This window comes from Faecalibacterium sp. i21-0019-B1 (genome assembly GCF_042852915.1).
Taxonomy (GTDB): Bacteria; Bacillota; Clostridia; order Oscillospirales; family Ruminococcaceae; genus Faecalibacterium; species Faecalibacterium taiwanense.
Genome location: NZ_AP031425.1, coordinates 2,348,797 through 2,361,604, shown reverse-complemented (window position 1 = coordinate 2,361,604; position 12,808 = coordinate 2,348,797). Strand labels below are relative to the sequence as shown.

Annotated in this window: 10 protein-coding genes; all 10 read left to right on the top strand. The window is 51.9% G+C overall.

Going from position 1 to position 12,808, the window contains the following annotated elements; translation table 11 throughout:
• The first annotated feature begins 8 nt into the window (after positions 1-8).
• Positions 9-524: a YodL domain-containing protein gene (locus tag ACGHP1_RS11745; protein WP_227623001.1), complete on the top strand. Its 516-nt coding sequence runs from the start codon at positions 9-11 to the stop codon at positions 522-524.
• Positions 514-717 (top strand): transposon-transfer assisting family protein, encoded by a 204-nt coding sequence (locus ACGHP1_RS11740; protein WP_227623000.1) that lies wholly within the window; start codon positions 514-516, stop codon positions 715-717. Before ACGHP1_RS11745 ends, ACGHP1_RS11740 begins: the two co-directional genes overlap by 11 nt.
• Before the next feature lie 148 nt (positions 718-865).
• Positions 866-1,303, top strand: a complete 438-nt coding sequence (locus tag ACGHP1_RS11735) for a radical SAM mobile pair system MarR family transcriptional regulator (protein WP_097782517.1) — start codon at positions 866-868, stop codon at positions 1,301-1,303.
• Positions 1,300-1,989 carry a radical SAM mobile pair protein A gene (locus ACGHP1_RS11730; RefSeq protein ID WP_317333925.1) on the top strand — a complete coding sequence of 230 codons (690 nt, stop codon included), beginning with the start codon at positions 1,300-1,302 and terminating at the stop codon, positions 1,987-1,989. The genes ACGHP1_RS11735 and ACGHP1_RS11730 overlap by 4 nt, the downstream gene beginning before the upstream one ends.
• A complete protein-coding gene (locus ACGHP1_RS11725) occupies positions 1,977-2,885 on the top strand; it encodes a radical SAM mobile pair protein B (RefSeq protein ID WP_317333928.1) in 909 nt (302 codons plus the stop codon). Before ACGHP1_RS11730 ends, ACGHP1_RS11725 begins: the two co-directional genes overlap by 13 nt.
• A gap of 906 nt (positions 2,886-3,791) precedes the next feature.
• Entirely contained in the window at positions 3,792-4,148 is a 357-nt protein-coding gene (locus ACGHP1_RS11720) for a TnpV protein (RefSeq protein WP_317333930.1), read from the top strand.
• Positions 4,149-4,309: 161 nt separating this feature from the next.
• Positions 4,310-10,615 carry a DEAD/DEAH box helicase family protein gene (locus ACGHP1_RS11715; RefSeq protein WP_390509492.1) on the top strand — a complete coding sequence of 2,102 codons (6,306 nt, stop codon included), beginning with the start codon at positions 4,310-4,312 and terminating at the stop codon, positions 10,613-10,615.
• Positions 10,612-10,944, top strand: coding sequence for a plasmid mobilization protein (locus ACGHP1_RS11710; protein WP_390509491.1), 333 nt, complete (start codon positions 10,612-10,614; stop codon positions 10,942-10,944). Before ACGHP1_RS11715 ends, ACGHP1_RS11710 begins: the two co-directional genes overlap by 4 nt.
• A gap of 109 nt (positions 10,945-11,053) precedes the next feature.
• On the top strand, positions 11,054-11,332 hold the full coding sequence (locus ACGHP1_RS11705) for a hypothetical protein (RefSeq protein ID WP_117506243.1): 279 nt from the start codon (positions 11,054-11,056) through the stop codon (positions 11,330-11,332).
• Between the two features lie 55 nt (positions 11,333-11,387).
• Positions 11,388-12,770 (top strand): relaxase/mobilization nuclease domain-containing protein, encoded by a 1,383-nt coding sequence (locus ACGHP1_RS11700; RefSeq protein ID WP_390509815.1) that lies wholly within the window; start codon positions 11,388-11,390, stop codon positions 12,768-12,770.
• Positions 12,771-12,808 lie beyond the last annotated feature (38 nt).

Genomic DNA, 12,808 nt, shown 5'->3' with positions numbered 1-12,808 from the left:
GGTGGACGATGCAGCAAAAATGGAACCAGAATTTTGACGGTGAACCCATGACGGACATCCCGCAGAAATTTCTGAACGCAGGGTGCGATGTTTATATGGTGATGCAGCTGCGGCATGACGAAAAAATCCTCAATGAAAGATTTGCTTCTATGCGGGAGTTGAATCGTCGAGGCAAAACGCCCGACCCGGAGCATTACGAGGTCACCTACTATGCTGATCTGCCCGCCATGTGGCAGGATGCTCCGAACAATGAAGTTTTGGAAGAGCTGTTTCAGGTGTTCAGCCTCTCTCGTCCGCAGGATTTTGAGGGGCACAGCCTGTCGGTCAGCGATGTAATCGCACTCAAACGCAATGGCGAGGTGTCTGTGCATTATGTGGACAGCATCGGCTTCAAGGACCTGCCGGGGTTTCTGGAAAAGCAGCCAGAACGCCCTTCGGTGCTGATGAATCTTAAAGAGAAGTGTGATGCCCCGGAGTGTAACCCCAGCGGATGTAAAAAAGAAAGGAGCGACCATGAACTTTGACCATGAAGAACTCCTGCTGATGATGCTCTACAATACCGGCACCCGGCAGGGGCTGGTGCGGGAGCTGCGGCTGATGCAGTGCTACCTGATGCCGGATGAAACTGCTTTGCGGGAACTGTCAGAGCAGGTCATTGAAAAGCTGAACCGGCTGACGGATGCCGAGTTTGCAGGACTGGAATTTCCAATGAACTGATTTTTGCCGCCCGCGGGCGGCGTACATAAGCTCTATTACAATGCTATTTAGTATGGTATATTGAACTCGACAACTCGGAACATACAAACTCTTGACAGTAAAACTCCTATATAGTATTATTAAAAAACTACTATATAGGAGCTTTTGCATGAAAACAAATGGCGGATTTCTTGTCACCAAAATAAAACAACTTGGAGACCGGATTTTTGAAAAAATTCTCAGCGAAAAAAATATTGATGCGTTTAACGGAGCTCAAGGGCGTATTCTTTATGTGCTGTGGCAGGAGGATGGTATCCCAATCAGGTCACTCTCGGTCAAATGCGGATTAGCGATAACATCTCTTACGACGATGCTGGAAAAAATGGAAAATCAAGGGCTGATAAGACGTGTTCAGTCTGAAACAGATAAAAGGAAAACACTCTTGTTTCTGACTGAGAAAGCACATTCCTTAAAGGGCGAGTACGATTCTGTATCTGACGAGATGGGAAGTATTTACTACAAAGGTTTTTCAGAAGAAGAAATTGCCCAGTTTGAGGAATACCTCGACCGTATCAGAAAAAATCTTGAGGGTTGGCAGGAATCATGAGCATTTGTATCAAAGATCAGATTCAGAACATGAATATCGTCATCGGCTGCACAGTGGGGTGTGCATATTGCTATGCCCACAATAATGTGAAACGCTGGCATATGATTGATGACTTCGCTGACCCTGAATTCTTTCCGGGTAAGCTCAAGATGATGGAAAAGAAACGTCCGCAGAATTTTCTTCTTACCGGCATGAGCGATCTCTCCGGATGGAAGCCGGAATGGAGAGACGAGGTATTTGCAAAGATCCGTGAAAATCCACAGCATCAGTTTCTGTTTCTGACTAAGCGCCCCGATCTGCTGGATTTTGATACCGAGCTGGAAAACGCATGGTTTGGCGTTACGGTGACGAGGAAAGCAGAACTATGGCGTATCGATGCCCTTCGGAAAAACGTCAAAGCAAAACATTACCATGTTACCTTTGAGCCGTTATTCGACGATCCCGGTGCAGTTGACCTTTCCAGAATCAACTGGATCGTTGTCGGCACCATGACCGGGGTTCAGAGCAGGAAGGTTCATACGGAGCCGGAGTGGGCATGGTCTCTGACGGACCAGGCAGATAAGCTCGGCATTCCGGTGTTTATGAAGGAAGACCTTGTCCCTATCATAGGGGATGAAAATATGATTCAGGAAATGCCAGAAGAATTCAATAAAGTGTTAGAGGTACAGAGATCATGGCAGAAGTAATTGATGGAATCCTCATTCGTGAGGTGGAAACAAAGAACATCATGACCAAGTCCAGTCTGCCGGTAGGCGGTTACTCGGTCAATCCCTATGTAGGCTGTACACATGCCTGCAAGTATTGCTATGCTTCTTTTATGAAGCGCTTTACCGGACACACGGAGGAATGGGGCACTTTCCTTGATGTGAAGCATTGGCCGGAAATTAAGAATCCGAAGAAATATGCCGGACAGCGGGTGGTCATCGGTTCTGTGACAGATGGCTACAATCCACAGGAGGAGCATTTTGGGAATACCAGAAAACTTCTGGAGCAGCTGATCGGCAGTGACGCAGATATTCTGATCTGTACAAAGTCGGATCTTGTGGTACGGGATATTGATCTGCTGAAGGAGCTTGGACGAGTAACCGTTTCATGGTCGATCAACACACTAGATGAAAATTTCAAGAACGATATGGACTCTGCTTCTAGCATTGAGCGCCGTATCGCTGCTATGAAGCAGGTATATGAAGCAGGTATCCGTACAGTCTGTTTCGTATCCCCGGTATTCCCCGGTATCACGGATTTTGAAGCAATCTTTGAGCGGGTAAAGGATCAGTGCGATCTGTTCTGGCTCGAAAATCTCAATCTTCGAGGCGGTTTCAAAAAGACAATTATGGATTATATCGCCGAAAAATATCCTGATCTTGTACCGCTTTACGATGAGATCTATAACAAGCATAACCGCAGCTACTTTGAAGCGCTTGAAGTAAAAGCTGCGGAAATGGCTAAGAAGTATGATTGTCCCTTTGTGGATAATGAAATGCCTTATGGCAGAGTCCCGCAGGGACATCCGGTAATCGTGGATTATTTCTATCATGAGGAAATCCGTGGGACAGAGAATACTGGAAAAAGAAATCGTTAAACAGAAATTAACCGTCTGCTGGAGATGGCAGAAAAGTTTACCGCAAAACACGAATAAAATACCATAGATTCCATAGCGAGTGACCTGAAAAGGCCGCTCGCTTTTTTGTTTACAACGAGATTGAAGGGAGGAACGCTATGCCAAGCAAAACCGAAGAATATCTCGCCCTTGCCCAGCGCACGGCAAATGGCTTAACCCGGTACTGGGAAAGTTGGACGGATTACCTGACCACCGCATCCCGGCTGTACAAGTACCCCTTTGCAGACCAGCTCATGATCTACGCCCAGCGGCCTGATGCCACTGCCTGCGCCAGCTTCGACATCTGGAACAATCGCATGAACCGCTATGTCCGGCGCGGCTCCAAGGGCATCGCACTGTTAGACCAGTCCAGCAGTGTGCCGCGTCTGCACTATGTCTTTGATGTGAGCGACACCGGGGTGCGCCGCAATTCCCGTGACCCGGAGGTGTGGCAGCTCGGCCCCGATCTGGTGCAGCCTGTGTCGGAAATGATTGCCAGAGAGTACGGCGTTTACCATGAAAGGCTCAGCCGGCAGATTTCTGACCTGACGGGCAAGCTGGTGGATTCCTATTGGGACAACAACGGTGGCGACATCCGTGCCATCGTTGACGGTTCGCTCTTGATGGATTATGATGAAGCCGGGGTGGAGATGCAGTTCAAAAGCGCAGCAGCAATGAGTGTCACCTACACGCTGCTGGAACGCTGCGGCTTTGAGCCTGCCGGGTGGTTTGACAAGGACGATTTTCAGGCAATCTACAACTTCTCCACCCCGGATGCCGTCTTTGCCCTCGGCGCAGCAGTCAGCGACATGAGCCGGGAGGTGCTGCGGAACATCGAGCGCACCATAAAAACAACCATTCGCCGCCGCAATGCAGAAAGGAGCCAATATGAATACGAACAGCAGGAACGTGACCTACTCTACCGTCGGGGACTACCAACTCCCGAACCTGACCCTCAGCCAGCCGAAGATTCCGTTGGGCAAGTACGGCAGGATGCGCCGGAACTATCTGAAGCAGCATCACCCGGTGCTGTACAACTCGATGCTCCTGAACGGAACGCTGTGCCCGCACCTAATGGAGGTGGAGCAGACGGCAGAGAGCCGGATGCAGCAGATGATGGCCGAACTGCTGAAGCAGAACCCAGCCCCGGACAAGGAGAAGAACCAGATGAGCTGGGTGAGGCACATGAACAGCCTGCGGGCGCAAACCGAGGAAATCATTCTGACGGAGCTGATCTACAGCTAAGTTTTCTGGATGCCGCCATCCCTACCGAAGCAGAACAGATTAAGAACATCAACCGAGCGGAGAGCGAGAAATCGTCCTCCGCTTTTGTTTTGTCGCAGGCTGAAATCGAGAACGAACTGCGTAAGCATGGTTCTGGGTTTACAGGTGGCAAGCAACGCATTATGGCACTGTACCAGACCCAGCCTGACCGAAAACTCCGTGCCAAGGCGTTGGCAAAGGAGTACGGCATCGGTGGGCATTCCCACGATTTTCTGGACGGCAGTCGAGGCTTTGTCAACCACGACGGGAGAGGAATGGAATTCGACCACTATCCCGACCACAAGAAATTCATCCTGAAATGGGCGCAGGTGGAAAAGTATATCGACCTGATGATCCAGTCCGACCGCTACCTGACCGACAAGGAAAAGGAGCATTATTCGCCGCCTGCGCCGGTCAGCGCAAAGCCGGATGGTGCCTTGACTCATGCCAAAAACCTGATTCGGGATTTCTGTTTGAAAGAATACGATTCCGAGCCGGACTTCTCTGACCTATCCAAGATTGGTATTGCCTACACCAACGCCACCGATGAGGATATTCCCATTCAAGTTAATGTGGATTTGGTGGGATACCGGGTGGAACGGTATCTGGGTGAAGTGCTGATCGACGAGCGGCAGTACGAAAGTCTGGAAGAACTGACCGAAACCGAGCTGGAAGCTTTGGACTTTTCGGAACTGGTCAGCGTCACGGATGAGGAATTGGAGCACTACCACAGCAAAGTGGAGGAACGCCCTGCACTGCTGCCGCTGGATGCCGCCACCGAGTACAATGCCCTGAAGGAGCAGCACCCGGATGCGCTGGTGGGCTTTGAGCAGAACGGACAGTTTGAGTTTTACGCAGATGACGCGCAAAAAGTCAGTGAACTTCTGGGCGGCAAACTGCTGGAAAAAGAAACTGCACTGGGCACCGTCCCGGTCACCGGCTTCCCCAGAGACCAGTGGGCGCACCGTGCCAAGCAGCTGTGGCAGTGTGGTGAGAACGTCTATCTTGCCGGGCTGAACGAGGACGGCACCCATCACCAGACCAAGTACCTGCGCCGAGAGGACTATCTGCCGCTGGGTGCTACCATCCACATGGAAGGGCGGGCTTTCCGAGTGGATACGGTAAACTATGATAGGGGTAGCGTGACCCTGCAGGATGTGGCACTGGCAGAAATGCGGATGCCAGTTTTCCGGGAAGAACCGCTGGCTATTGTCCGGGAGTTGTACGAGGAGCAGGATATGATGGAACCCCCCCTGCCCGATTATAAGGTCGGTGATAACGTTATCGTTGATCTTCCTACCCGAACCATCGAGGGAACCATCGGCTATGTAGGCGAAACGGATGTTCGCATCGACACCAGTGCGCACGGACAGTCGTGGGATAACGAAGTTATCAACAAACGACAATTCGAGGATGGCTTGCGGCAGAATGAACAGGTTACTACGCAGCCAGATGATACTGTAAAAACGGTTGCCATATACCCTGCTGAAGAAAACCGTATGCCTTATGATATTGTGATCCAGACGATTGGCTCAAAATCACCTACTCTGGATGCAGTTGAACCGGAACAATCCACACTTGAACTTGCCGGGAACTTCCACATCACGGATGATGATTTGGGTGTCGGAGGCCCCAAACAGAAATTCGCCCGGAACATCGAAGCTATCCGTACCCTGTTCAAGCTGGAAGAGGAGCACCGGGGTGCCACCGCCGAGGAGCAGCAGGTGCTTTCGCAGTATGTGGGCTGGGGCGGTCTGGCAGACGCTTTTGACCCCGGCAAAGATAATTGGGCAAAGGAATACGCCGAACTGAAAGGACTGCTTTCCGAGGATGAGTACGCTGCTGCCCGTTCCAGCACCCTGAACGCCCACTATACTAGCCCCACCGTCATCCGTAGTATCTACGATGCCGTGGAGCGCATGGGTTTCCACAACGGTAACATTCTGGAACCTAGTATGGGCGTGGGCAACTTCTTCGGAATGCTGCCGAACACCATGCAGGACAGTCGGCTGTACGGCGTAGAACTAGACAGCATCACCGGGCGCATTGCGAAAAAACTGTACCCGCAGGCTGACATTACCGTAGCCGGTTTTGAGACCATCGACAGGCGTGACTTTTATGATCTCGCTGTTGGCAACGTGCCTTTCGGTCAGTACAAGGTCAACGACAAAGCGTACAACAAGCTGGGATTCTCCATCCACAATTATTTCTTTGCGAAAGCCATCGACCAAGTGCGTCCGGGCGGCGTGGTGGCGTTCGTCACCAGCCGCTACACCATGGACAGCAAGGACAGCACCGCCCGCAAGCACATGGCAGAGCGTGCCGACTTGCTGGGCGCGATCCGTCTGCCGAATAATGCGTTCAAGGCGAATGCTGGCACCGAAGTGGTTTCGGATATTATCTTCCTGCAAAAGCGTGACCGCCCCATCGACCATGAGCCGGACTGGGTGCAGCTTGGCAAGACCGAGGACGGCTTTGCCATCAACCAGTATTTTGTGGACCACCCGGAGATGGTGCTGGGCGAGCTGACCACCGAAAGCACCCCATACGGACACGATCTGACCGTTGCGCCCATTGAGGGCGCAGTGCTGGCCGACCAGCTTGCCGAAGCGGTACAGCATATTGAGGGCCAGTATGTTGAAGTCGAGGTGGAAACACCAGATGTTGCGGATGCAGAAGTCGAGCGCAAGACGCTCCCCGCTGACCCGGATGTAAAGAATTTCTCCTATGCCGTGGTGGACGGTGAGGTGTACTACCGAGAAAATTCGATTATGACGCAGGTGGAGTTGTCCGATAATGCCAAAGCCCGTGTCACCGGCATGGTGGAACTGCGGCAGATCGTCAACCAGCTGATTCAGGAGCAGCTGGACGATTACCCGGATGAGGACATTAAGACAACCCAAGCAAAGCTGAACACAGCTTATGACGCTTTTACCGCAAAATACGGTCTGCTCAACGACCGCAAAAATGGGCGTTTGTTTGAGGATGATTCTTCCTACTATCTGCTCTGCTCTTTGGAAAATCTCGATGAGAATAAACAGCTCAAAAGCAAGGCGGATATGTTCACCAAGCGAACGATTCGCCCGGAGCGCACCGTCACCAGCGTGGACACCCCCAGCGAAGCACTGGCAGTGTCCATTGGAGAACATGGCCGTGTTGATCTGCCCTATATGGCGGAACTTCTCGGCTCTCCCGGCGATTATGAGCGTATTACCACAGAGCTGCAAGGCGTGATTTTCAAAGACCCTTCTGCGGATGCAGATGAGCCGGAAGCAGGCTGGCAGACTGCGGACGAGTATCTTTCCGGCAATGTGCGGAATAAACTGCGCATGGCTCAGCTTGCCGCTGAAAGCCACCCGGAGTTCAAGATCAATGTGGAGGCTTTGACCAAAGCGCAGCCGAAGGACCTTGAAGCATCAGAAATCGACATCCGACTGGGTGCCACATGGCTGAATCCCGCCATTGTGCAGCAGTTTATGATGGAGACTTTTCAGCCGCCCTACCGCATCCGCTATAACAACCTGATCCAAGTCCACTACTCTCCATTTACGTCCGAATGGCGCATCGGCAACAAATCTGCCGCCGGAATGTATGATATCATGTCCACCGAAACCTACGGCACCCACCGGGCCACCGCCTACAAGATTTTGGAGGACACCTTGAATTTGCGGGACTGCCGCATTTATGATACCATTGAGGAGGATGGTAAAGAGCGGCGTGTCCTGAACCAGAAGGAGACGATGCTTGCCCAGCAGAAGCAGCAGGCCATCAAGGATACCTTTGCAGGCTGGGTTTGGCAAGACCCGCAGCGGCGGAATCTGTTGGTGAAGCAGTATAACGAGTTGTTCAATAGTACCCGGCCCCGCGAGTATGACGGAAGCCATATCCATTTTGTCGGTATGAACCCGGAGATCAATCTGCGGGAACATCAGCGCAATGCAGTTGCTCATGTGCTTTATGGTGGGAACACCCTGCTCGCCCACGAGGTGGGTGCCGGCAAAAGTTTTGAGATGGCAGCTTCGGCAATGGAATCTAAGCGTTTGGGCCTGTGTCAGAAAAGCCTGTTCGTGGTACCCAACCATCTGACCGAGCAGTGGGCCAGCGAGTTCCTGCGGCTATACCCCAATGCAAAGCTGCTCGTTACCAGCAAGAAAGACTTTGAACCCGCCAATCGAAAGCGTTTTTGCGCCCGCATCGCAACCGGCGACTACGATGCCGTCATTATCGGCCACTCGCAGTTTGAGAAAATCCCTCTTTCTGCGGAACGGCAGGCACGGATCATCGAAGATCAGATCGAGGAAATCGAAAAAGCCATTGCAGAGGCCAAGGAACAGTCCGGTGAGCATTTTACCGTGAAACAGATGGAAAAGACACGGAAAACACTGGAGGTGAAACTGAAAAAGCTACAGTCCACCGATCGCAAAGATGATGTGGTCACATTTGAACAATTAGGCGTAGATAGGTTATTTGTGGACGAGAGCCAGAACTACAAGAACCTATATCTTTACACCAAGATGCGCAATGTTGCCGGCCTTTCTACCTCCGAAGCACAGAAGTCCAGCGATATGTTCGGCAAGTGTCGTTATCTGGATGAAGTGACTGGCGGGCGCGGCGTGATTTTCGCAACGGGAACGCCCATCAGCAACTCCATGACGGAAATGTACACACTGATGCGCTATTTGCAGTACAGCACTCTCCAGCAGAAACAACTGACCCACTTTGATGCATGGGCTTCTACGTTTGGCGAGACCACCACAGCCATTGAGCTTGCGCCGGAAGGAACCGGCTACCGTGCGCGCACACGTTTTGCCAAGTTCTTTAATCTGCCGGAGCTGATGAATATGTTCAAGGAGGCAGCGGACATCAAGACTTCCGACCAGTTGCATCTGCCTGTTCCGGAAGCCAAGTTTGAAACTGTCGTGGTCAAACCCTCGGAAATCCAGCAGGACATGGTGAAATCCCTGAGCGAACGCGCTGCTGAGGTGCATAGCGGTGCGGTTGACCCCTCGGTGGACAATATGCTGAAGATCACCTCGGACGGACGTAAAATCGGCCTTGACCAGCGGCTGATGAATCCGCTCACCCCGGATGACCCGGACAGCAAACTGAATGCCTGCGTCGACAATGTTCTGCGTATCTGGAACGAAACCAAAGAGGATAATCTGACGCAGCTGATTTTCTGCGATATGTCCACGCCCAAGGGAGACGGCTCGTTCAATGTCTACGATGATATTCGCACAAAGCTGCTTGCCGCCGGGGTGCCGGAATCGGAGGTCGAGTTCATCCACAACGCTGATACTGAAGGTAAGAAAGCGGATTTGTTCTCCAAAGTCCGCAGCGGCAAGGTGCGTGTCCTGCTGGGCAGCACTGCAAAGATGGGCGCAGGCACCAATGTCCAGACCCTGCTGGTGGCCGTGCATCATCTGGATGTAGGCTGGCGACCGTCCGATATGACCCAACGCAACGGCCGAATCATCCGTCAGGGCAACAAAAACAAACAAGTTTACGTCTATAATTACGTCACGGAGGGGACATTCGACGCCTACCTCTGGCAAACGCTGGAAAACAAGCAGAAGTTTATTTCGCAGATCATGACGAGCAAATCTCCGATGCGCTCCTGCGATGATGTGGATGAGCAGGCTCTTTCGTATGCCGAGGTCAAGGCCCTATGCGCAGGCGACCCGCGCATCCGGGAAAAGATGGATCTGGATGTGCAGGTAGCAAAGCTCAAGGTGCTGCGCTCGGATTACCAGAACCAGAAATATCGTCTGGAAGATAAGCTGCTCAAGCATTACCCGGAGGAAATTCAGAAAGCGAAGAACCGTATTGCGGCTCTGAAAAACGATGCCCAAATCGCAGACGCACACCCGCAGGATAAGGAGAACTTCTGCGGCATGACGATCAAGGGCATGGTGTTCGATGAGAAAAAAGCAGCTGGTGAGCGGCTGATGCTCGCCTGCAAGGAGATGCCGAATGCGGATATGATGCTGCTGGGCACCTATCGCGGCTTTGAGCTGAACATTCGCTTTGACAGTTTCAAGAATGAGCATCAAATCGTTCTCCGCGGCGAGCTGAGTTATCCGGTACCGCTGGGCGATGACCCTCGCGGCAACATCGTCCGTCTGGACAATGCCATCGGCAATTTTGCCGACCGCATTGCCGATGCTGATGCCGCACTGGATTCTCTGGAACAGCAGAAGCAGGCCGCAGAGGTTGAAATCGCCAAGCCGTTTGCGCAGGAGGAAGAACTGCAAACCAAATCTGCCCGCCTTGCAGAATTGGATGCGCTGTTGAACATGGAGCATCAGTCCAGCCGGACAGAACCCGAAGCGGAAGAAAAGCCGGATGCCCGCCCCTCTGTGCTGGCAGCTCTGGAAGAAAAGGCTGATAAAGTGGAGCCTGTCCGACCATTCAAATCTTACTTGGATAAGGATGGTGATGCCCGGTGACGGAGCGCCGTGACCAGCAGATCCATTTTCGTGTCAGCAAAGTCGAACTGGAACGCATTCGTCAGAAGATGGAAAGTTGCGGTATTTTGAGCATTGGCTCTTATCTGCGAAAAATGGCTCTGGATGGTTACTGCCTGAATCTTGATTTACCACAGCTGCGTCGGATGGCGTACCTTCTTCAGAATTGCAGCAACAACCTGAATCAGGTGGCGAAACGGGCCAGTGAAAGCGGGCAGCTCTATGCCGCCGATTTAGAGGACTTGCGTAGTCGGTTGGATGAGCTGATAGCTATTGGCAAGCAACTTCTCGCCAAACTCACCGAACTCTAAAAAATTTCCCGCAGTAGGAGGCTGCGGGTTTACATAACGGTTGACACCCTTGCAAGGCAAGGGGCGATACCTTTATAATAGGGGCGAAAAAGAAAGGCTGGTGTTTGATATGAGGTTTTTATTCAAGATGATGCTTGCCCCGATCTCTCTGTTCGTGGCTTTTCTGGCTCTGATGGCAAAGTGGCTGCTTACTCTGTCCAGCTATGTTGTCGCGCCGTTGATGCTGTATATCTTTGGCTGCGGCATCTACACCGTCTACCGCCAGACTTGGGATCAATTTCTGATTCTGCTGGTTGCCGAATTTCTCTGCTTTGTCCTTTTTGTCGGCGCAACTGCAATGGTGGAGGGCGTTGAGAAATTCAGCGGTTGGCTCCGGGACCTGATTTGATTTTGAATCTTCTTGCCGCCTTCGGGCGGCTTTTTCATTTAGGAGGTGATCTGCTCTGGCTGCTACTCGTCTGATCGCACTGCATCAGCACAAAGGAAAATCTATTGCCGCCTGCCTGAAAGACCGCACCAACTATGCACAGAATCCTGACAAGACTGAAAAAGGCGAACTTGTCAGCAGCTATCAATGCAGCCCGCTTACTGTGGACGAGGAGTTCATGCTCACAAAAAAGCTGTACGAGCAGGCCACCGGGCGCAGCCAAAAAAGTAACATTATCGCCTATCAGATACGGCAATCTTTCCGACCTGGTGAAATTACGGCTGAAGAAGCAAACCGCATCGGTTATGAGTTGGCCTCCCGGTTTCTGAAAGGCAAACACGCCTTTATCGTTGCCACCCATACCGACCGGGAACACATTCACAATCACATTATCTATAACTCGACCACTCTGGACGGCACAAGAAAATTCCGGGATTTTTTCTTTTCCGGTCTGGCAGTGCAGCGGTTGAGCGACCTGATTTGTCTGGAGCATCAGCTGTCAGTCATTGAAAAGAAGCCTTACCGGGAACGGCAGAAGCGCATCATTTACCCACCAAAGGAAAGCAACCGCGACCGGCTGTGCAGTGTAATCGACGAGATTTTGCAGCAGAAGCCCACCGACTACGAAGATTTTCTGCAAAAGCTGGAACAGCAGGGCTATGAAATCAAACGCGGCAAATACACTTCCGTTAAAGGCGCACGGCAGAAACGCTTTATCCGGTTAAAGACACTGGGTGCCGGGTACAGCGAGGATGAAATCAAAGCAGTCATTGCCGGAAAAGCCGAACACCGCCCACATCAGAAGCAACCTCCCAAAGAGCAGCCGTTCCAGTTGCTGGTTGACATTCAAGCAAAACTTGCCGAGGGCAAAGGTGGCGGCTACGAACGCTGGGCGAAGAAGTACAACTTGAAAGAGATGTCCAAAACGCTGATTTTTTTGCAGGAGCAGAAAATCGGCAGTGCGGATGACCTGAAAGAGCGTGCTGATGCTGCACTTTCTCGCTATCACAAACTGGGCGATTCCATCAAGGCCGCCGAGAAGCGTATGGCAGAAATCGCCGTCCTCCGGGCGCACATCGTCAACTATGCCAAGACCCGGCCTGTATACGATGCTTACCGCAAATCCGGGTACAGCTCCAAATTTTTGGAAGCGCACCGGGAAGAAGTCACGCTGCATAAGACGGCGAAAGCCGCTTTCAATGAATCCGGCCTGAAAAAGCTGCCCAAAGTGAAAGACCTGAATGCAGAGTATTCGGCTTTGCTCACCAAGAAAAAAGCACTCTACCCAGAGTACCGAAAGACACGGGATGAGATGCAGGAAATCGTAAAAGCACAGAAGAATGTGGAACTGTTCTTTGCGGAGGAAAAGGACTCCAAGCAAGTCGAGCAGATCCGATAAAACAATACGGCCCTGAGAACTTTGCCGCTTATCCGGCA

Excerpts from the sequence above, each read along its gene's own strand:
- ACGHP1_RS11715 (WP_390509492.1), top strand. The coding sequence starts at position 4,310 with ATGGCACTGTACCAGACCCAGCCTGACCGAAAACTCCGTGCCAAGGCG.
- ACGHP1_RS11705 (WP_117506243.1), top strand. The coding sequence starts at position 11,054 with ATGAGGTTTTTATTCAAGATGATGCTTGCCCCGATCTCTCTGTTCGTG.
- ACGHP1_RS11720 (WP_317333930.1), top strand. The coding sequence starts at position 3,792 with ATGAATACGAACAGCAGGAACGTGACCTACTCTACCGTCGGGGACTAC.
- ACGHP1_RS11730 (WP_317333925.1), top strand. The coding sequence starts at position 1,300 with ATGAGCATTTGTATCAAAGATCAGATTCAGAACATGAATATCGTCATC.
- ACGHP1_RS11745 (WP_227623001.1), top strand. The coding sequence starts at position 9 with ATGCAGCAAAAATGGAACCAGAATTTTGACGGTGAACCCATGACGGAC.
- ACGHP1_RS11725 (WP_317333928.1), top strand. The coding sequence starts at position 1,977 with ATGGCAGAAGTAATTGATGGAATCCTCATTCGTGAGGTGGAAACAAAG.
- ACGHP1_RS11735 (WP_097782517.1), top strand. The coding sequence starts at position 866 with ATGAAAACAAATGGCGGATTTCTTGTCACCAAAATAAAACAACTTGGA.
- ACGHP1_RS11740 (WP_227623000.1), top strand. The coding sequence starts at position 514 with ATGAACTTTGACCATGAAGAACTCCTGCTGATGATGCTCTACAATACC.